This is a genomic window from Herbinix hemicellulosilytica, assembly GCF_002904165.1.
Taxonomy (GTDB): Bacteria; Bacillota; Clostridia; order Lachnospirales; family Lachnospiraceae; genus Mobilitalea; species Mobilitalea hemicellulosilytica.
This window is the reverse complement of record NZ_CVTD020000005.1, coordinates 31,012-51,078: the sequence shown is the minus strand read 5'-3', so window position 1 is coordinate 51,078 and position 20,067 is coordinate 31,012. Positions and strand designations below refer to the sequence as shown.

The 20,067-nt window shown below is 37.6% G+C and carries 18 protein-coding genes; 4 read left to right on the top strand and 14 right to left on the bottom strand.

Annotation, left to right across the window (positions count from 1 at the left end; genetic code table 11):
• Nucleotides 1-103: 103 nt before the first annotated feature.
• From HHT355_RS00500 to HHT355_RS00470, 7 genes are all read right to left on the bottom strand, one after another.
• Complete coding sequence (locus tag HHT355_RS00500; RefSeq protein ID WP_103201506.1) at nucleotides 104-943, bottom strand: alpha/beta hydrolase; 840 nt, start codon at nucleotides 941-943, stop codon at nucleotides 104-106.
• A gap of 62 nt (nucleotides 944-1,005) precedes the next feature.
• Nucleotides 1,006-2,112 (bottom strand): carboxylesterase family protein, encoded by a 1,107-nt coding sequence (locus HHT355_RS00495; RefSeq protein ID WP_103201505.1) that lies wholly within the window; start codon nucleotides 2,110-2,112, stop codon nucleotides 1,006-1,008.
• A gap of 86 nt (nucleotides 2,113-2,198) precedes the next feature.
• Nucleotides 2,199-3,698 carry a PHB depolymerase family esterase gene (locus HHT355_RS00490; RefSeq protein WP_242967468.1) on the bottom strand — a complete coding sequence of 500 codons (1,500 nt, stop codon included), beginning with the start codon at nucleotides 3,696-3,698 and terminating at the stop codon, nucleotides 2,199-2,201.
• Nucleotides 3,699-3,714: 16 nt separating this feature from the next.
• Entirely contained in the window at nucleotides 3,715-5,205 is a 1,491-nt protein-coding gene (locus HHT355_RS00485) for an alpha/beta hydrolase family esterase (RefSeq protein WP_103201503.1), read from the bottom strand.
• A gap of 89 nt (nucleotides 5,206-5,294) precedes the next feature.
• Nucleotides 5,295-6,806, bottom strand: coding sequence for a stalk domain-containing protein (locus HHT355_RS00480; protein ID WP_103201502.1), 1,512 nt, complete (start codon nucleotides 6,804-6,806; stop codon nucleotides 5,295-5,297).
• Between the two features lie 16 nt (nucleotides 6,807-6,822).
• On the bottom strand, nucleotides 6,823-7,632 hold the full coding sequence (locus HHT355_RS00475) for an alpha/beta hydrolase (RefSeq protein WP_103201501.1): 810 nt from the start codon (nucleotides 7,630-7,632) through the stop codon (nucleotides 6,823-6,825).
• A 16-nt stretch (nucleotides 7,633-7,648) separates the two neighbouring features.
• Entirely contained in the window at nucleotides 7,649-8,416 is a 768-nt protein-coding gene (locus HHT355_RS00470) for an alpha/beta hydrolase (protein WP_103201500.1), read from the bottom strand.
• Between the two features lie 196 nt (nucleotides 8,417-8,612).
• On the opposite strand from HHT355_RS00470, the gene HHT355_RS00465 reads away from it, so the two are divergent.
• Genes HHT355_RS00465 through HHT355_RS00455 form a run of 3 tightly spaced genes read left to right on the top strand, consistent with a single transcriptional unit; the run spans nucleotide 8,613 to nucleotide 12,825 of the window.
• Complete coding sequence (locus HHT355_RS00465; protein ID WP_158245844.1) at nucleotides 8,613-10,352, top strand: sensor histidine kinase; 1,740 nt, start codon at nucleotides 8,613-8,615, stop codon at nucleotides 10,350-10,352.
• Nucleotides 10,353-10,375: 23 nt separating this feature from the next.
• Nucleotides 10,376-11,974 (top strand): response regulator transcription factor, encoded by a 1,599-nt coding sequence (locus HHT355_RS00460; RefSeq protein ID WP_103201498.1) that lies wholly within the window; start codon nucleotides 10,376-10,378, stop codon nucleotides 11,972-11,974.
• Nucleotides 11,971-12,825: an alpha/beta hydrolase gene (locus HHT355_RS00455; RefSeq protein WP_103201497.1), complete on the top strand. Its 855-nt coding sequence runs from the start codon at nucleotides 11,971-11,973 to the stop codon at nucleotides 12,823-12,825. Before HHT355_RS00460 ends, HHT355_RS00455 begins: the two co-directional genes overlap by 4 nt.
• A 196-nt stretch (nucleotides 12,826-13,021) precedes the next feature.
• Here the strand turns inward: HHT355_RS00455 and fsa are convergent, their stop codons facing one another.
• Complete coding sequence (gene fsa, locus HHT355_RS00450) at nucleotides 13,022-13,675, bottom strand: fructose-6-phosphate aldolase (protein ID WP_103201496.1); 654 nt, start codon at nucleotides 13,673-13,675, stop codon at nucleotides 13,022-13,024.
• Nucleotides 13,676-14,183: 508 nt separating this feature from the next.
• On the opposite strand from fsa, the gene HHT355_RS00445 reads away from it, so the two are divergent.
• Nucleotides 14,184-14,825, top strand: coding sequence for a CPBP family glutamic-type intramembrane protease (locus HHT355_RS00445; protein ID WP_103201495.1), 642 nt, complete (start codon nucleotides 14,184-14,186; stop codon nucleotides 14,823-14,825).
• 121 nt (nucleotides 14,826-14,946) lie between these two features.
• Here the strand turns inward: HHT355_RS00445 and HHT355_RS00440 are convergent, their stop codons facing one another.
• The 6 genes from HHT355_RS00440 to HHT355_RS00420 form a co-directional block, all read right to left on the bottom strand.
• Nucleotides 14,947-15,501: a CYTH domain-containing protein gene (locus tag HHT355_RS00440; RefSeq protein WP_103201494.1), complete on the bottom strand. Its 555-nt coding sequence runs from the start codon at nucleotides 15,499-15,501 to the stop codon at nucleotides 14,947-14,949.
• An 87-nt stretch (nucleotides 15,502-15,588) separates the two neighbouring features.
• Complete coding sequence (locus HHT355_RS13535; protein WP_158245843.1) at nucleotides 15,589-15,726, bottom strand: HAD hydrolase family protein; 138 nt, start codon at nucleotides 15,724-15,726, stop codon at nucleotides 15,589-15,591.
• 13 nt (nucleotides 15,727-15,739) lie between these two features.
• Nucleotides 15,740-16,126, bottom strand: coding sequence for an HAD family hydrolase (locus HHT355_RS00435; RefSeq protein ID WP_103201493.1), 387 nt, complete (start codon nucleotides 16,124-16,126; stop codon nucleotides 15,740-15,742).
• Between the two features lie 315 nt (nucleotides 16,127-16,441).
• Complete coding sequence (gene lysS, locus HHT355_RS00430; RefSeq protein WP_103201492.1) at nucleotides 16,442-17,935, bottom strand: lysine--tRNA ligase; 1,494 nt, start codon at nucleotides 17,933-17,935, stop codon at nucleotides 16,442-16,444.
• A 51-nt stretch (nucleotides 17,936-17,986) separates the two neighbouring features.
• Nucleotides 17,987-18,469: a transcription elongation factor GreA gene (gene greA, locus HHT355_RS00425; RefSeq protein WP_103201491.1), complete on the bottom strand. Its 483-nt coding sequence runs from the start codon at nucleotides 18,467-18,469 to the stop codon at nucleotides 17,987-17,989.
• A gap of 311 nt (nucleotides 18,470-18,780) precedes the next feature.
• Nucleotides 18,781-20,049 carry a diaminopimelate decarboxylase gene (locus tag HHT355_RS00420; RefSeq protein WP_103201490.1) on the bottom strand — a complete coding sequence of 423 codons (1,269 nt, stop codon included), beginning with the start codon at nucleotides 20,047-20,049 and terminating at the stop codon, nucleotides 18,781-18,783.
• Nucleotides 20,050-20,067 lie beyond the last annotated feature (18 nt).

Genomic DNA, 20,067 nt, shown 5'->3' with positions numbered 1-20,067 from the left:
ACAATTAATGTGTTATTAATAAGCCACATTAATTAATACAGGAGGTTTTTAATATGTTTATAAATAGTTAATCACTGTAAAATTGTAAAATGTAAAAGCCGTATTAGAAGGGATTTCCTCCGTCGTTTTTTTCAAGTCCAAAGAAATCCAGTGCCTCCTGGATGCACAAATCCCAGAATCTCCATTCATGTTTATATCCGGGAAGGTCAAACCACTTTGCTTCAAGGCCGATTTCCTTGCAGTGTTCCTTAAATATTTTATACCTGTCATACAGGAGATGATCTTCATGTCCGCATGCAAACATTAACCTGGGCAGTCTTCCCGTCGGAGCCAGTTTATCAATAATTGCCCAGACATTTTCTTCTGAAGCTTTGTAAGCCTCAAAACCGCCTGCATTTTCAATAATTTGTGCCATTCTCGGATGAGTAGGATCCATAATAGGGCACGGATGGCCGGGCCTTATCTCATCAAATGGTACCGGAGCCGCGGAAAATACTCCTGCTGCCGCAAACAGTTCAGGAAAATTAACTGCAAGCTTAATCGTACCTCTGCCACCCATGGACAGGCCTGCAATAAAATTGTCTTCTCTCTTATCCGATACCGGAAACCATCCGTAAACAAGAGGCATCAGTTCTTTTATGAAATAATCATACATATTGAATCCCATCATGGCTTTGGGCCAATTGGAATAGTTCGAATTCAGCGCCGAAGGCATTACTACCACAAGGTCTCTTTCACAGGCATAAAGCTCAATATTTGTTTTACGAATCCAGTCGGTGTGATCACCGAAAGTACCGTGAAGCAGCCAAAGTACTTTATATTTTTTTCCGCTGCGGTAGAATTCCTTTGGTTCGACACCTCTCTTCTTATCGGGAAGAATTATGGAAATTTCATGATTATTGTTTAAATACTCGCTTTCAAAATTAAAAGTTAGTAAAGACATAGTATCCTCCTTTCAATAAGCAATTTTTAAAGTTTAACCTTGTAATACCAAATTATTTTACTTTACTCTTTGACATGGGAGATCATCCAGTCGAGAATTCCGTTTGCATTATGCAATGTAAGTATCCAGCTGTTGTGGTTTTCTGTTTCCAGTTCACTAAGGCTTAATCCCTCTGTATTTCCTATTCCGTATTTTTCAAGTTCCTCAGGAAGATATATAGTATACTTAACGTCCTTTCTGCCCTCGCCCCAAAGTTTATTGCATGCATTCAGTATGTAAGCATGCCGTCCGCGCTGATGATCCATATAAGCTGTGGTAATCCATACAGGAACCTTTGGCCAATGTAATAATTGAGGGTATGTTTCACCGTTCATACTCGGGCAGATCGGCAAGGCTGCGGCAAACAAGTCCGGTGCCACAGAAACCATACTGATTGTTCCTGCCCCTCCCATACTCATTCCGATTACATAAACTCTCTTCGGATCGACTTTTCCTTCGGCTATCATCTTACGGATAATGTCGCTTATTTTTCCTAAGTAATCCCTGTTCCATCCTCTTTCACCTTTAAGCGAAAACGGAGTCATACCTATATCAACGCGGAACGGATTCCCCCTCTTTTTCATTACTTCAAAAACTTCAAGAAAAGAAAGGGATCCTCCCGGTGCCTGCGGTGCCATAACGTACATATCCGACCAAATCTCGGCTAACCTTAAGGCCCCTATGGTACCGGTCAATTGAAGGACATTATCCTCGCCGCATTCTCCGCCTCCGTGTAAAAATAAAACCAGTGGTCTCGGAGTAGTTGCTTCCGGCTCATATATTCTGTAAATAACTCCGTTTTCTTCCTTTGGAATAAAGGTATCAAGGCCTTTAACCACAACTTCATCTATATTCTCTTTTGTTACGACAATTTCGTCCCGGCCTATTTTCCCTGTGATTTTAAAATCATACCTGTATAAAAACGGGTCCATTAACAATTCATAACCATCCTGGCTTTTTTCTATAGATAAAATTCCTTCCGATAATTTCTTTCCGCTTAAGTCACAATAATGCCCTTCAATATTGAGAGATATCTCATCTATCTGTACTTCCTTATCCGGTACAAGTTTAATCTTATCTACCGCTTGTCCGTAATCGCCAATGTGTGTATAGGCAATAAACTTGGTCATTACTAATCTCCTTTCAAATTTTTATCAGTCTAAGTTCTTATATATTAATTATCCATGAACAAACTGCCTCTTTCATTGATTCCTGCCTATAGCATTTCATCATAATTGTCAGGTACAATGGTATCTGCCAGTATATCTTTTATAAGGTCAGCCATAAAGGCGGATAATTCGGCAAAATGATCGGTTATATAAGTCACGCCTTCACAGGTTGATACATGAAGTCCATAAAAATACTTGGCAAACCACTCAATGGAAACCAGCAGTTCATTGTCCCTGTGAAGTGCTTCGCAATACATGCAGCGCACCGTATCATCTATTACACAGCCGATACTTCCTCGGGCAAACTGTAATCTTCTCTTGTCTTTAAGGATCAATGTTACAGTGGCCGCATTGTCATCCGTATAATACTCAGCATCAAATACTTCCGCTATAAACGAAAGCGGAACACACATATAAGTGCCTCTTACTAACTCTCCGCCGTTTAAGCCATGGTACTTAAGCTTATTCCACCGTATTGCTTTTGTATTTAAATCTACAACCTTGTTTCTAAACCATGCTTTATCAAAACCGTCGGCTACCGCTATTGCAAATTCGTCTCCGGTTCTGTTTAACTTACTTTCGTCATGAGTTATGCTTCCGTCTTCATTTCGTCTGGTTCCAGAGAAAAGATAATCCCAGTATAAAAATGCCTCATCTAAGGTTTGTCCATGATCCCTGTTTTTTATGTCAAGGTAAACTAAATCGGCTTTCTTCCCCTTATAAAAGGCGAAATTATTTTCTCCTATAATGCTTATTTGTGGTATCAGCTCACATTCATTTATCCTCATCCAGTAAATACGGTTCATCTTATTTATTAAGAACTCATCATATTCTTTTCCGGGAGGCAGGCCGTTTTTCTCCGGTCTTGATTGCCAGATTGCAAGAGGGCCGGATTTATTTATGATCTTACCGTCCTTATCAAATATACTTTTTAACTCACACGGGCCTCCCGAACCTGCCATACCGGCAAGGATATGACCATATTCTCTTGTAAACTGGCTTGCCATGAGATTTCCCATAGACATACCTTGCAGGAAAATCCTGCCCTCGTCGATGTTATATTTTTCTTTCATTCTTTCAATTAGGGCCAAAATCATGTTCATATCATGATTTTCTTTTATGTCTTTAGGTGGATTCAAAACCGGAAGATCCGGAGCAAGTGAAGGATCAAAGGTATCAAACACACCGTTAACAGCCCACATTCTTTTCTCATGGGAATTTGGAAAGAGGCATATAAATCCTTCCCTATCTGCCAATATGGTCCATGATGTATAAATCGCATGTCCCCATCCGGTCATAAGCCCACCGTGCAGTCCGATAACAAGAGGAACTTTTTTGCTGGGGTCATAGCTTTCGGGAACATACTCATACCATGTATCTTCAACCCCGTCTAACAGCACTTCTTTAAATTCCTGAAGCCTTTTCGGATATACAATGGAATTATTTCCGTTTTCATTTACCACAATATCCGTATGTCTTATCTTCTCCGGAAGATACTCTCTGTTATTGTCATCCGGAGTTCCCGGCAATATCCTGATATCAGCCAATATTCATATCTCCTTTCTAGATTTCCACAGTTTCTGTTTTATTATGGAGCAGGTTTCGTATTATATCCGTCATATTTTCTCCAAGTTCTGCATGATGGTCTGTAACGTATAAGACATCTTCAAATCTCGATGCACACATATTCATAATAAACCGTGCAAACCATTCCAGTGAAATGTATAACTCACCGTCTCTGTGTAAGGCTTCGCAGTACATACTGCGGATTTCATCTTCCATAATGCAGATAATACTTCCCCGGGCAAACTGTAATTCTCTTTTATCCTTCAGATACAGATAAGCCACAGCCCCATCTTCTTCATATTTATACTCGATATCAAAGACCTGGGCTATAAATGAAACAGGTACACAGATATATTCCCCTCTTACTATCTGTCCCCCGTTTAATCCGTGGTATTTCAGCTTTTGCCATTTAATAGCCGGGGCTTTCATCTCTGTTTTTTTGTTTTTAAACCATGCTGTTTTGCAGCCGTCCGCAACAGCAACCGCGAACTTGTCCCCGGTACGTGGAATCCTTGATCCCTCATCTATTATGTTTCCGTCCGGTTTTCGTCTAAGTCCTGAAAAGTAATAATCCCATACCAAAGCCGCTTCATCCAGTGTCTGTCCGTGATCCCTGTTTTTAATTTCAAGAAATACATTGTCAGCCTTTTCACCCTTATAAAAGGCAAAGGCATGTTCTCCGACTATGCTGATTTCCGGGTCGGTTGTGCATCCGTTTAACTCATTCCAGTAAACTCTTGTATATTTATATATTGTTAAGTCATCAAATTCACACCAGGGCGGGCAACCGTTCTTTTCCGGAATTGAAATCCACATTCCGATTGGGCCTGCATGATTTATCAATTTTCCATTTTTATATAAAAGCCTGGGGTTGGGCGTTCCGCCTCCCGCACCGGAAACGGCTGTTAATTTGTCACCGAAATATCTGGCAAACTGCGAAGTAAACATATTTCCGTTGGACATGCCCTGCATGAAAATTCTTTCTTCATCGATGTTATATTTACCCTTTAAGTACTCAAGCAAAGCAAGTATAAACTTAATATCAGGATTTTCATCGTTCGGAGCCAGGTTTTGCTTAATTTCATCCGGTAACTGCGAATTGACTTTAAGCTCCACTTCGGTTGCTTCAAGAGTCCATAATCTTCTGCTGTGGGCATTGGGAAAAACAACAATAATATTATCTCTTTCGGCCACCAGGGTCCATGATGTATAAACCGCCTGTCCCCATCCGGTCATTAAACCTCCGTGCATTGCCAATACCAGTGGGGTCTTTCTTGAGGGGTCATAACACTCGGGTACATATTCATACCATGTATCAGGAGTATCATTACCCATGATTTCATGAAACTCCTGAAGCCTTTTCGGATACGGCAGTGAGTTGTTTCCGTTTTCATTTACCACAATATCCGAACCCTTAATAGCTTCCGGTAAGTATTCCCGATTATTGTCGTCGGGAGTTCCGGGCAAGATTTTTATTTTATTTGCCATAACAGCCTCCATTCCTAAACATTTTTAATTCATATCCGTTCATTTCAATGACAATATTTAATCTGATAGCCGGATTCTTTATAAAAAATCTAAAGCATTTCTGAATAATTTTCCGGTACAATATTGTCAGTAAGTAAATCTTTTATAAGGTCTGCCATATTAGCCGACAGTTTGCTTGTATGATCTGCTACATACACGACATCCTCACAAATTGATACATGCATATTGCAGACATATTCCGAAAACCATTCGACTGAAATGTAAAGTTCGTTATTGCGGTGCAATGCTTCGCAGTACATCTGTGTAAGCGAATTGTCTATGATACAGCCGATACTTCCCCTTGCAAACTGAAGTCTTCTGCCATCCTTCAAATTCATCCATGCCACAAGATTGTCTTCGGAATATTTAAGTTTTGCATCAAAGGCTTCAGCAAGGAAAGACAAAGGTACCATATGATATTCGCCTCTGATTTTTTGTCCTCCGTCCAGTCCGTGATACTTCATCTTCCTCCACAAAACGGTTTCTCCCGACATTTTATGAATACTGTTTTTCAACCACGCCATATGGCTACCGCTTGTCACCGCGAAAGCAAAATCATCCCCTATCCTGGGCTTAACCGTTTCTGTACATACTATATTGCCTTCTGCATTTCTTCTGATACCGGAAAAGAAGCAATCCCAAATCAGGGCAGCATCATCAAAGGTCTGACCGTGGTCTCTGTTCTTAATGTCAAAATAAACAAAGTCAGCTTTCTTTCCCTTATAGAAGGCCAGGTTATTTTCACCCTGTATTGTAATCTGGGGTATTAAATCACACTCATTAATCCTCATCCAATAAAGGCGATTGTATTTATGCACCTTTTTTTCAAGTTCCCTGCCGGGCGGGATATCGTTTAGTTCGGGCAATGACTGCCAAAATGCCAGCGGGCCGCCTTTATTGATTATTTTTCCTTCCTTTGTATATAACAGCGATAAGAATGTTGCCGCTCCTGATCCTGCAGCCCCTGCCAATACATTTCCGAAATATCTGGCAAACAAGGATGTCATCATATTTCCCATAGACATGCCCTGCATAAAAATTCTTCCTTCATCAATGTTGTAGGTACGTTTCATCAAATCGATAAGTCCCAATATAAATCTTATGTCATGGTTCTCGCCTACATTTTCGGGGCTTCCTTTTACCCCCGGAGGTTCACCTTCCATTGAACCCGGTGAAGCTTTGTCAACTTCCCAAGTCCCCCACTGGACTTGCCAAAAACGGTTATGGCTTGCATTGGGAAATACAACTATAAAACCGTCCCTTTCTGCAACCAGAGTCCATGAGGTATACACAGCCTGGCCCCAGCCTGTCATCATTCCACCGTGCAGAGATATTACCAGCGGTGTTTTTTTTGACGGATCATAACTGTCCGGTACATATACATACCACTCGTCTTCTACGCCGTCCGCAATTACTCCATGATACTCTTTCAAGTTTTTGGGATACGGCTGTGAGTTATTCCCGTTTTCATTAACCACAATTTCCGTGCCTTTTAGCTTTTCGGGAAGGTACTCTCTGTTATCGTCATCCGGAATACCCGGTCTTAAAAACATTTCTCCCATACTAATCTCCTTCCCACTATTCAGAATCTCTCTTATATGTTCCTTTTATATCGAGCCAGTCAAGAAAGTTCTTGATATGACGGTTGCAATATTCCCAGTTATGGGCACCGTGATCGATTATTCTTTCAAATTTTAAGCCTATGGACTCATAAAGATCCATAAAATATACATTGTCCTCATAATGAGTGTCTTCCATACCGGTTGATATATAACCTCTCGGAAATTTCTTCCCCGCTGCCAATTGCTTTTTAAGCATATATACGACATCATCTTCCGTATTTTTTGTATTTGCCGCATCGCCAAACGCAGCGGCAAACATATAGAAATCGTCGTTACGGTCCTCATTTTCAGGAATAACATCCGGTACGTTTTTTACACCGGAGAAAAGTCCAAAAGCCGCAAATTTTTCCGGATCACGCAGCATCCATTTTAATGACCCATACCCTCCCATGGAAAAACCTGCAATATAATTTTCCTTCGGATCCTCCGATAAGGGGAAGAGGTGTCTTACCACTTTTGGTGTTTCTATGGAAAGCTGGGTAAAATATTTAAAATCACCGTGCTTTGTATCCATATAACCGGAGCAGTAAGTACCGCTGCATACCACTGCAATCCCGGCTTCCGAAGCATAAAGTTCCAGTGCGGTATACCTCTGCCAGTCGGTATAATCAAATCCGCCTCCGGACTGTAGCCACAGTACCGGATAACGATATCCTTTGGGTCTGTCGGCTAGAGAATGACCCCAAGTGTTTTCCGGTATAATAACGTTAACTCCCACCGTCATCTGGAGTGCTTCCGAAAAATAATGCAATCTGAAGTTGGCCATTTTTCATCCTCCTATATTATTTATTGCACAACCATTCTACTGCTCTCTTTAATACCATCGGCTCACTAAAGTCCATGACTTCACCGGTTGTTTCGATATATACGGCTCTATCTTTCAGTTCTGCTGCAATGCGTTTTCTTTCTTCCTCGTACATTGACCCTTTCTTGCCGGTAATATAGAATTTACCCGCATTGCACTTTTTGGCCAATGCATAAACATCATGCTCGCTTCCTGCCACTTTTGTAATGTCTCCGAACACAGCTTTTAAAGATTCTTCTTTGTGAAAAATTCCGATAGGCTCACCGTTTAAAGCTTTTTTGCAAATTGCATCCATGTCAAATATTCCGTCCATAGCAATACATTTTGAAAAAACATCAGGGTGTTTTAATGCTGCTTTAACTGCTCCATATGCCCCAGTTCCCACACCGCCAATCCAATTCAGTTCTGGATCTTCCGATATAGGTAGATTGTTTCTGCATATTCCGGGCAGTTCATAAGCAAGGAAATTCTCATATTTGGGTCCATAATACATATTGGTATAAAGAGAATGCTGAGCATCCGGGGCAATAATAAATATACCGAGTTCTACCGCACAGATTTCAGCCATCGTCTTATTCCAATCAAGCGATGATCCGCCTTCACTATGCAGAAGCCATAATACCGGATACTTTTTTTCATGCTTTTCATCGTCAAGCATCAGCTTGTCCATTTCAGGCAGATAAACCTTGGCGCTGAATGAACCGCATAAAATTGTGGATAACGCGTTTATTTCCAAATAGGCCATATATCCATCTCCTTTAGCTTTTGATATATTTATTTTCACATTTTGACAATAGCAAGTCAAACGCTGGCCTTGTGATTTTCTGATATATTTTGTCGATTTATTGACTTTTTTTATTTGTTTTGCTAATATTAAACTAAAATCCGCCTTAGCTTTTGTTCAATTTTTATAGCGATTTTCTTAGATATGGAGTATGCTTATGGTATTTTTTAGACAAAAAACTGCTTTTTCTATTAAAAAGGTATTTTATAAATACTTTATTTCATTGTTTGTATGTACGTCATGTGTTTTAATTTTTTATTGTATAATGTTCATAAGATCCAGCTACAGGCAGATGTCAAATAACGCCAATTCAGCCATGAGATTTTATGTAAATACCCTTCAGACAGAAATGTCAGAGGTATCTTCCTTTATGCAAAAGCTTTGTTATGCCGACAATTCATTTCAGCTACTGACTCTTGAGGATTTAAAAGGCTCGGACAAAGTCGCAATTCAGTATAATATAACGGAAATGCTGAAAAGACATGTTGCACCTTATGAGTGCATATTTGTTTTTAACGAAGAAAACAGAGTTTCCATGTTTGCGGCAGGCTCATCTATTTCATTAAACAATGGTTCACACAAAATTTATCTGTTAAAAGAAAGTATGAGAAATTACTGGTTTAATCAGGATATGAGCCAATTAAACACATGGTTGATCTACCATGACGAAAACAACTCGGTTTTAATGAAGACTTTAAGACTTAAGGATATTTATGTTTGCGCTACACTGGATCTTAATAATTTCAACCTGATAGATGAATCCGGTACAGATGCTTCTTTTTTTTCTTATGGCTTTTTTAACCGGGAAAAGATTCTGACTAATGAAGATTTTTTTGCAGAAATGGGTATTACGGTAAATGACTTAAACGATACAATCCCTACTCCTTTATTTTCAAAGTACGTTATAAGAACTATGCCTGTTGAAAATACTGATATTAGCTTATGCTTCGTATTTTCTTCAGATTATATGTGGTCATTTACGCAAATACTGGTATTTGTTTTTATTCTGTTGACTATAATAACCTGCGGTATCATAATTTATATAATCTATTCATTAAATAACATATTGCTGTATCCAATTAACCGTATAAATGACGCAACAAAACTTTTAGAGCAAAATAATCCGGAATCATTTCTGGCAAATAAGGACACAAATATTATTGAATATAACAACATTAACAACGCTCTTGCCCATTTAATAGAGCAAAAAATTGTCCTAAACAATGAAAAACAGCGTGAAACCTTTGAGAAAGACCACGCAAGACTGCAATATTACTATGCTCAGACCCGGTCGCACTTTTTTGTTAACTGTCTAAAAAGTTTATATAACATGCTGGAATGCGGCGAATATGAGAAAATGAGACGAATATTAATATCCCTGTCCAATCATTTTCGTTATGTTTTTCATGACAATCTGAAACTTGTTACCTTAGAATCCGAGCTAAGAGAAGTTAACGATTATTATAATATTATTATGCTGGATCAGAAAAATCCCATAATAATTGATCAGCAGGTTGATGAGAGCTTGCACAAATATATGGTTCCGTCACTCCTTATCCAGACTTTTTTGGAAAACACGGCAAAATACAACAGGCACAACAGTAAACTTATTATTTTCAGTATAAAAATCAGTAAAACTGAGATTAACGGAGTACCTGTTATGCAAATTCACCTCACCGATAACGGTGTAGGGTACCCTCCTGATATACTTGAAAAATTAAACAGTTCGGAAAATGACCTGTTTGCAAAAAAACATGTAGGAATATCCAATTTAAAACATAGGATTGGGCTTATATATAAAAACAATTACAGATTCGCATTTTACAACAGCCCTTCAGGAGGTGCCTGTGCATTGATATATCTTCCTCTGCTGGAAGAAACTGAAACTATGCAATAATTCACTAATTAGGGAGCTATAATATGAATATTTTAATAGTAGACGATCAAATTTCCGTATTAAAAGGTATAACAAGCGGTGTTGATTTTAATAAAATCGGTATAGAAAATGTTTATACGGCAACAAACGTTTCAGAAGCCAAAAAAATAATTCAATCAAATGATATATCCATATTATTGACTGATATTGAAATGCCCGGTGAAAACGGTCTTACACTAAGCAAATGGGTATGTGAAAATTATCCTGCCATAATTATAATACTACTAACTTCCCATGCCTCTTTTTCATACGCTAAAGAAAGCATACGGTTAGGATGTTTTGATTACATTTTACAGCCGGCACCATACCATGAAATCGAAGACGTTATAATGCGTGCGGTTTCAAAAATTGTCTCTGAAAGACAACTGAAACAATATTATAATATGGAGATTATCGGTAATATAGTTTTAAATCTTTTTTCTCATAATCCTTCAAACAAAAAGAAATCCATTGATACACTGAATCAGTTCGGATATCCCATCAAAGAGGATTCCAATATTCAGGCAGTCATTATAGATATCTATCCTTATTCCGAATCGGATTTGCCAACGTATTCCGATTCATACATTTTTATTACATTACTTGAAAGTGCTGCAGAAAGTTTTAATTCACAGATAATATATCCACTGGTATGCCTTAACAGATATAAGCAATTTGTTGTCCTTTTGTTTTGCAACAGCAATGCTTTGGATGAGCTTAATCAGGATGCCTTTGAAAATTTCTATAAAACTCTTTGCAATAAGTTAGGATCTGAACTGTCCTGCTATGCTACCCCCCGAGGTCAACTTTCAGGAATTCGTGATACAATTTATGCTGCTCATCAATTATTAAGCAACAATGTGGCTAAAAAACCCGGCATGTATTATTGCGACAAAAACGTTTCGGTGTCCGGGGCCACAAATATACCTGAAAATATAGCACGCTGGACTAAACTTTTAGAAGATAATCAGTTTAAACTGCTGGAAGAGAATATATTCTCATATCTGAATTTTTATGTGTCCGTAAACCGGCTTAATTTAGACAACTTATGCGAATTCCACCAGCAACTTACAAAGATTTTTTTCGTTTATTCATACCGCCAGAACATTGATATTATGAATCTATTTACAAATGAATATAATTACAACGATTATATGAACAGTTTCAATGATGTTAAATCATTGAAAAAGGGAATCTCATTTATCATAAATGCGATAGCCAACGCCTCCATGACAGAAGAATCCAAAAATGATGTGCAGCGGGCAAAAGAATATATACTGGCAAATATATCCAACAACATTTCTGTAAAAGATGTTGCCGATTATGTGCATCTAAGCCCGGAATATTTTTCAAAATTATTTAAAAAAGAAACAGGTGAAAACGTAAAAAACTATATTTTAAGGATAAAAGTCGATTCAGCTAAAGACCTATTGGAAAATCCCAATATACCTGTAAGCATTGTTGCATCGGAAGTAGGATACAGCAACTTTTCCCACTTTACTCAGATGTTTAAAAAACATGAAAATATAACACCCAGTGAATACAGAAAGCAGTATATGAAAAGCAAAAATATAAATTACAGAGAGGATTTTAATGAAGAATGAGTTATATGCGTTTTAATTTCAGAAGCCAAACCTTAGGATATTATGTTGATGTTTCTATTGTCTACCCAACGGACGAATACAGTTATTATCAGCAGGATGCTTGCGCAAATCCGCTGTCAATAGAAGGAAAACGCCCAAGAGTATATAAACCCGGTATGAAGTTCCAAACTGTTTATCTTATACACGGCGGAGGCGATGATGATACTTTAACCTACAGATACACCAATGCGGAACGATATGCTCAAAAAAATAATGTCATGCTTGTTACCCCCTGCATTCCCAACTCTTTTGGCATAGATACCCGGTACGGGGTAAAATATCAAAAGTTTTTATCCGAGGAGCTGCCTGTAGTAATACAGACTCTTTTTGCCTCATCTCCAAAAAGAGAGGATAATTTTATTGTTGGATATGCAATGGGCGGTAATATTGCTTTAGGTACCGCTATCATGCATCCTAACCTCTACAGAGCCTGTGTTGACATCTCCGGAGGAATCGGCATGACTCTTTCCACAGAGACATTAATTGAAGAATTAAGAGGAAGCCACTTTAGAACTAATTTCCCCATTTATAATTCATCCTTTGGAAGTGCAGACTCAATAATTGACTCCCCTTATAATATTGAAGCTATAGCCAGAAAAAACATTCAAAACGGTGTTGAGGTATGCGACTTTCATATAATTTGCGGAAGTGATGAGTTTATAAGATACAGAGTGGAAAAAGACGTGCAAATACTAAAAGAATTAGGCTATCCTGTAAACTACATCTGCCCTGAAGGTTATACCCATGACTTTGAACTGTGGGACAAGTATATCAGGTTGGCACTGGATGAATTGTTGCCGCTAAAAAGATAGTAACGTTTCTGAAAATATATATAATTAGTCAAGAGGAAATAGATATAACTGTAATTATCGTTAAAAAACTCTAATATGTTTTGTGCGTCATAGTCGAACTTATAGAGTCCGAAAATGACGCACTTTCTTTTACCGGTGTTAAAACCAAATATATCCCCGATAGAATTATACAGCAATCTCTTTTTATGTATTAATCTTATTCACCAAAAACGCTGGAATAGTCTTTCTTGAATTTCTCTATACCTATCTCGGTAAGCGGATGTTTAATCATCTGCTCAATTACATTATAAGGAACGGTTGCAATATCTGCACCGGCTAATGCACATTCAATTACATGGAAAGGGTTGCGGATGCTGGCTGCGATAATTTCGGTTTTAATTCCATGAGTACGGAAAATCTTTGCAATCGTTTCTACCAATTCAACACCGGGTGTTGAAATATCATCAAGCCTTCCTAAAAACGGGGATACATAAGCTGCCCCGGCTCTTGCGGCAAGAAGCGCCTGCGTAGCGGTAAATATCAATGTCACATTGGTTTTTATGTTTTCAGAGGAAAGAACTTTTACCGCTTTTAAACCTTCCTCTGTCATCGGAATTTTCACGACCATATTCGGATGGATTGATGCGATCTGTCTGCCTTCTTCTATCATGCCCCGGGCATCCGTCGTCGTTGCTTTTACTTCTCCGCTTATAGGCCCGTCGACGATGGAAGCAATCTCTGTGATAACTTCATTAAAATTCCTTCCTTCTTTTGCAATAAGGGAAGGATTTGTTGTAACTCCACAGATTACACCCATCTCATTGGCTTTTTTGATTTCATCAATGTTTGCCGTATCGATAAAAAATTTCATAATATATTACATCCCTTTCTGTAAACCCTATAATATCTTCAGGTTACCCGATTTCTAATAGTGCTGTATTGTATGCCGTATGTACGCTTTTACCTTATTCTCTGAGCACTCTGTTTCATGCCGGTTCATCAATCTTGACAACTTGTCATGACCGGATTCAAATTAACCATTACAAATTATATCACCTTTTAAACTTTTGGCAACATAGAAAAAAGAAAAAAATCTCATCTGACACATAAGCACATATCAGATTAATTAATCGATTATATGAAACAAGATTATCTTGATATGTTTTACCTAAAGATAATAAATATCTTGCAGAACTCATAATCATATTATAATATGAAGAAAAAATAGTATCAATTAAAAAATCTAAAATAATATTGATAGTAACACATAATAAGGAAGTTATTAATATATGCGATGAGGTTTATGAGATCTCAAACGGATACGCTAATAAGATTTAGTTATAAAAAGGATTTATATTAAATATTAAAGAGGTGAAATTTTGAGTAATTTAAAAGCATTAGGGGCTAATAATGAATACGTACAGCAAGTAAAAGATTACGGAAAAACAGATGCACTGCTTTCTGTAATTCTATATTGTATTCTATTGCTAATGAGTGTTGTAATGGGGAAAATATTTATACATAAACAGTCAGAATTGACCGATATATATATTTTCTGTGCTACCGGAATATTTTCTATAATATGCACAGGGTTGGTAATATCGTTTTGCTTAATCAGGAAACAGCGACTAAACACAGTAGGTTTCAGTAAGAAAAATGCAGGAAAATCATTTATAATAGGATTAATATTAATTTTTATAGTTTTTTTATTATGGGGTATCAGACCAATAATTTCAGGAATATCAATAAAAGCAGATATTACCTTTATTGCTATGAAAGTTATTCATTATCTGATTTTCATAGCATTCACTGAAGAGTTGATTTTCAGGGGATATATCGGAACGAGAATATATGGTTACTTTCGAAATAAATATTTAGCAATAATTGATGTTGGCATTATGTTTACATTATCACATGTTCCGCTGCAAATGATTGTATCTCGGACGAGCCTGCCTGAATTTATATCAGCTAATATTTCTAATTTAATTAATATTTTTATTCATCATTTATTATCCCAATAGTTATTTTCAAAATATAACAGCATAATTGCGCCGACTTTATTACATTTTATAGAAGATTTTATAAGTGGATTTCTTTTAAACGGGACAGTCTGAAAGAGATAAATAAATTTTTGTATGGTTTTTATTGCTCTTCCCCTTTAAGTAAATGGCTAAAAAATCTTCCGCATTTTCCTTTTACATCATCTTTGATTTCTATGTTATTTTTATTTAAAAAGTCAAAAATAGATTCGTCTATATTTCCCTTATATTCTATCTCGATTTCATAATCCTCAACATCAAGATATTTATTTTTGTCAAGGCAAATTTCAATGTCATTGCTCCATTTATAAATATAACGTTCCGTAACCATAAAACCCGCCAGACTTACATCCGGCAAAGATACAGAACATAATTTACTTAAAAAATCACCGTCTATTTTTTGGGGAATTTCATTAATAAAAGTTTCAATTTCTTGTTTCATATGTATTGCGCCTTGTTCACTTACCGGTACTTTAAGTTGCAAAGCAATTGTATTGTTGCATTCACGAACACGTATTGTAATTCCTGAATTTTTTATATAATTATTATCTGTATAGTAATAATTTACCTGTGTCCTTATCTGATCCCATTCAAATTGCTTGACAAGACAATCAAACTGTTCTTTAGTCAGTAATATTTTCAGTTCTTTTTCTATCATGATATTATCTCCTTATTTAGACACTGCGGCTATATAACATATCTTACAATATAATTTTGCATTTTTAAATATATGCTTATTTTTATTTTACAGCAAATTTTCTTTTATCCATTTTGCAACCCCGTCATCTTCGTTTGATTCGCATATTTCTGATACGATATCCTTTACAGGTTCCAGGGCATTTTCCACCGCTATCCCTTTTGCGCATCCAGTTTTGCCTTTCAATTCTGTGAAGCTGTCAGAATAATCCGTTTCCAGGCCACAAACGCTCCGCGTCGAAATTGGCATACAGAACATCATCAGATTCTACCGCAAGGCATACATCGGGAAATACACTCAATATTTTTCTCGAAACATCATATGGATCTTTCATGCCAAATCCGCCAATTTTTGAATCTTTATCACATATTAGTGCTCCGTTGTGATATATGCCTGCATCAAAATCGCATCTTACCATAAAGTTCTTTACGGCTCTGACAGGCCGTGCAGTAGCGATGACAAACAGATTTCCTCTTTTTCTGAATTGATTAATAATATGTAGAGAATAATCCGATATGGTTTTATCATTCCTGAGTAATGTTCCATCCAAATCGGTAACTACCATTTTTTTGTGTTGCGTATTCATAAGATTTTACCTCTAAAATTTCACTTTTCCTTAAAACTTTGGCTAATCTTCGCTTAGTATTAAATAATTTCAATTATACATATAACCAGCTCTTCCGCTAATTTAACGCTTCATATGCAGTATATATTTAAATCCGGCTTCTTCTGCAATTTTCTATGATTTGCCGACTTCATATAAACCTTTAATTAAATCAACACCATTTCAGCAAAATCATCAATTACAAAAAATTTCGAAGAATTTTTATAAAATAAAAAAGCACTCACATTCAGTTTTTCAACTAAATGAAAGTGCATATGGTTCTTTTCCGAAAACAACCTAATCCAGCCTCTTCATCGTCGGGAAGAGCAATACATCCCTTATAGCTGCAGAATCTGTTAATAGCATTACAAAGCGGTCAATTCCTATTCCTATGCCGCCTGTCGGAGGCATACCGTATTCAAGTGCTGTAAGGAAGTCTTCATCGGTTTCGTTGGCTTCCTCATCACCTGCTGCCCTAAGGGCTTCCTGAGCTTCAAACCTCTTTCTCTGGTCAAGAGGATCGTTAAGCTCTGAGAAGGCATTGGCCATTTCCCGTCTTGTAATAAACAGTTCGAAGCGTTCGGTGAAATCGGGGTTGTCCGGCTTTCTGCTGGCCAGAGGCGAAATCTCAACAGGATGATCCATAATAAATGTGGGCTGTACCAGATGTTCTTCAACATATTTTTCGAAGAACAGATTGATAATGTCGCCTCTTTTGTGCCTGTCCTCAAATTCTATATTATGTTCTTTTGCTAAGGCTTTGGCTGATGCTTCATCTTTTATCTGGTCAAAGTCAATATTTGCATATTTCTTGATGGCTTCAACCATAGTAAGCCTTTCAAAAGGCTTAGACAAATCTATAACCTCTCCGCCATAGGTTATTTTGGTGGTTCCGCATACCTTTTGGGCTACGGTGCGGAAAAGGTCCTCAACAAGGTCCATCATTCCGTAATAGTCGGTATATGCCTGGTATAACTCAAGCAGGGTAAATTCCGGGTTATGCCTTACAGATAATCCTTCGTTACGGAATACACGGCCTATTTCATATACACGCTCTAAGCCACCGACAATAAGTCTCTTTAAATAAAGTTCCAAAGAAATTCTCAGATACAGGTCCTGATCCAACGCATTGTGGTGGGTGCTGAAAGGTCTTGCTGCAGCACCGCCGGCTGTAGGAACAAGAACCGGCGTTTCTACCTCTATGAAATTCCTGCTGTCCAAATAATTTCTTATTTCTCTGATTATCAGAGATCTCTTAATAAAGGTATCTTTTACTTCGGGATTTACAATCAGATCCACATATCTTTGGCGATATCTGAGGTCAGTATCTTTAAGTCCATGATATTTCTCGGGAAGAATCTGCAGGCTTTTTGAAAGAAGAACTATGTTTTTAGCCTTTATAGATATCTCGCCCGTATGGGTTTTAAACACCTCTCCCTGGACACCAACAATATCACCGATATCATACTTTTTAAATTCGGTATAAGATTCTTCACCGATTTCGTCTTTACGCACATAAATCTGAATATCGCCTTTTAAGTCCCTGATATTACAAAATGACGCCTTGCCCATAATTCTCTTGGTCATGATTCTGCCGGCTACGGAAACCGTCTTTCCTTCAAAATTGTCATAGTCTTCGGTAATATCTGCCGAATGGTTTGTCACATCATATTTCATAATCTTAAAAGGGTCTTTCCCTTTTTCCTGAAGTTCTGCAAGTTTTGCCCTTCTAACCTTGAGCAGTTCGTTTATGTCCTGCTCATTTGCCGCTTGTACTCTTTCATCAGCCATGTTTTTCACCTCATATCATTATCCGGTGCGGCATTTAGCCGCCACCGGGTATTAATTTGACTTTTGAATTTCCAAAATCTTATATTGAATTACCTCTCCATGGGTTTCCACATCCACGACATCCCCGACTTTTTTGCCAAGCAAAGCACTTCCAAGAGGGGATTCGTTGGATATCTTGCCTTTAAGGCTGTTGGCTTCCATCGAACCGACAATCTTATATGTTAACTCCTCGTTCATTTCCATATCCAATATACGAACTTTACAACCTATATTTATAACATTAACATCTACTTCATCTTCCAAAACAACTTCGGCATTTCTAAGAATTTTATCAATCTCTTCTATTCTTGCCTCAATGTCTCTTTGCTCATCTTTGGCAGCATCATATTCGGCATTTTCAGAAAGATCCCCCTGTTCTCTTGCCTCTTTGATTTTTTGAGCAACTTCCTTTCTCTTATTTACCTTAAGATCGTGAAGTTCCTCTTCCAACTGCCGCAGACCTTCATAAGTCAGTATATTTTTCTTTTCTACCATAAAACACCCTTCCTCCATATAGCATATTGTATATTTTTATAGACTTATACAATACATTCAAAGTATTATATATCAACGCCTGTTTCTTGTCAACATTATATATTATGCAGCAATAACGCAATGTTTGCAATGTTTTTCGAAAAATTTAGACAATATCAATCAATGCCCTGCAAAAACATATAAGTTTTCGCATGGCATTTTGATTGATAAAGTTGGCGTATTACGTTTTCGTACAGTATATCTTATCTTTACAGCATATAAAATATACTATCCTTTTATGAATAATCTTTGAGATTTTGTTAAATAACCTGTTAATTAAATAATTTTTTATAATAATCGCTAAAATCAATAGTTGCAAAATAATCCTGAGGGGTTTCTGCCCTTCTTATAAGTTTTACCGAACCGTCCTCTTTAAGAAGCAGTTCAGCGCTCCTTAATTTACCGTTGTAATTGTACCCCATGGCATATCCGTGAGCACCGGTATCGTGAATCACAATCAAGTCACCTATATCAATTTTAGGAAGCATTCTGTCAATCGCGAATTTATCGTTATTTTCACATAAGGAACCGGTTATATCATATTTATAAACATGCGGCTCATCTTCTTTACCCATAACAGTAATATGATGATAAGCCCCATACATGGCCGGCCTCATAAGATCGGCCGCACAGGCATCCAGTCCGATATATTCCTTATATATATGCTTTTGATGAATAGCCGTAGCTACCAGATGACCGTAAGGTGCAAGCATATATCTTCCAAGCTCGGTATATATAGCAACGTCTCCTAGGCCGGCAGGAACAAGAATTCTTTCATAAGCTTTTCTTACCCCGTCACCGATAGCCATAATATCATTGGGCTCATCTTCCGGCCTGTAAGGTATGCCAATACCGCCTGATAAATTGATAAACTTAATATCCGCTCCGGTTTTATCCCTTAGCTCAACCGCCAGCTCAAATAGTATTCCTGCCAAAGTAGGATAATAGTCATTGGTCAGGGTATTGCTGGCAAGAAAAGCATGAATACCGAATGTTTTTACGCCTTTTTCTTTTAATATACGAAAACCTTCTACCATCTGTTCCTTTGTAAAACCGTACTTGGCATCGCCGGGGTTGTCCATTATCCTGTTGGAAGCCATGAACATACCGCCGGGATTGTATCTGCAACAGATAGTATCAGGAAGCCCTGCCACCTTCTCAAGAAATTCAATATGAGTAAAGTCGTCAAGGTTAATAATGGCATTCAGTTCTCTGGCTTTTACAAACTCTTTTGCCGGTGTGGCGTTGGATGAAAACATTATCCCATCGCCTGAATAATCAAGAGCCTCTGCAAGCATAAGTTCCGTATATGAGGAACAGTCCACACCGCAGCCCTCTTCCTTTAATATTTCTATAATATAAGGATTGGGCGTGGCTTTAACCGCAAAATACTCCTTGAAGCCTTTATTCCATGAAAAAGCTTCTTTTAATCTTCTTGCATTTTCACGAATACCTTTTTCATCATAAATATGAAATGGTGTAGGATATTGCTTTGTTATTTCTTTCAATTGTTCCAAGGTTACAAACGGTTTTTTCTTCATATATTACCTCCCCTGCTA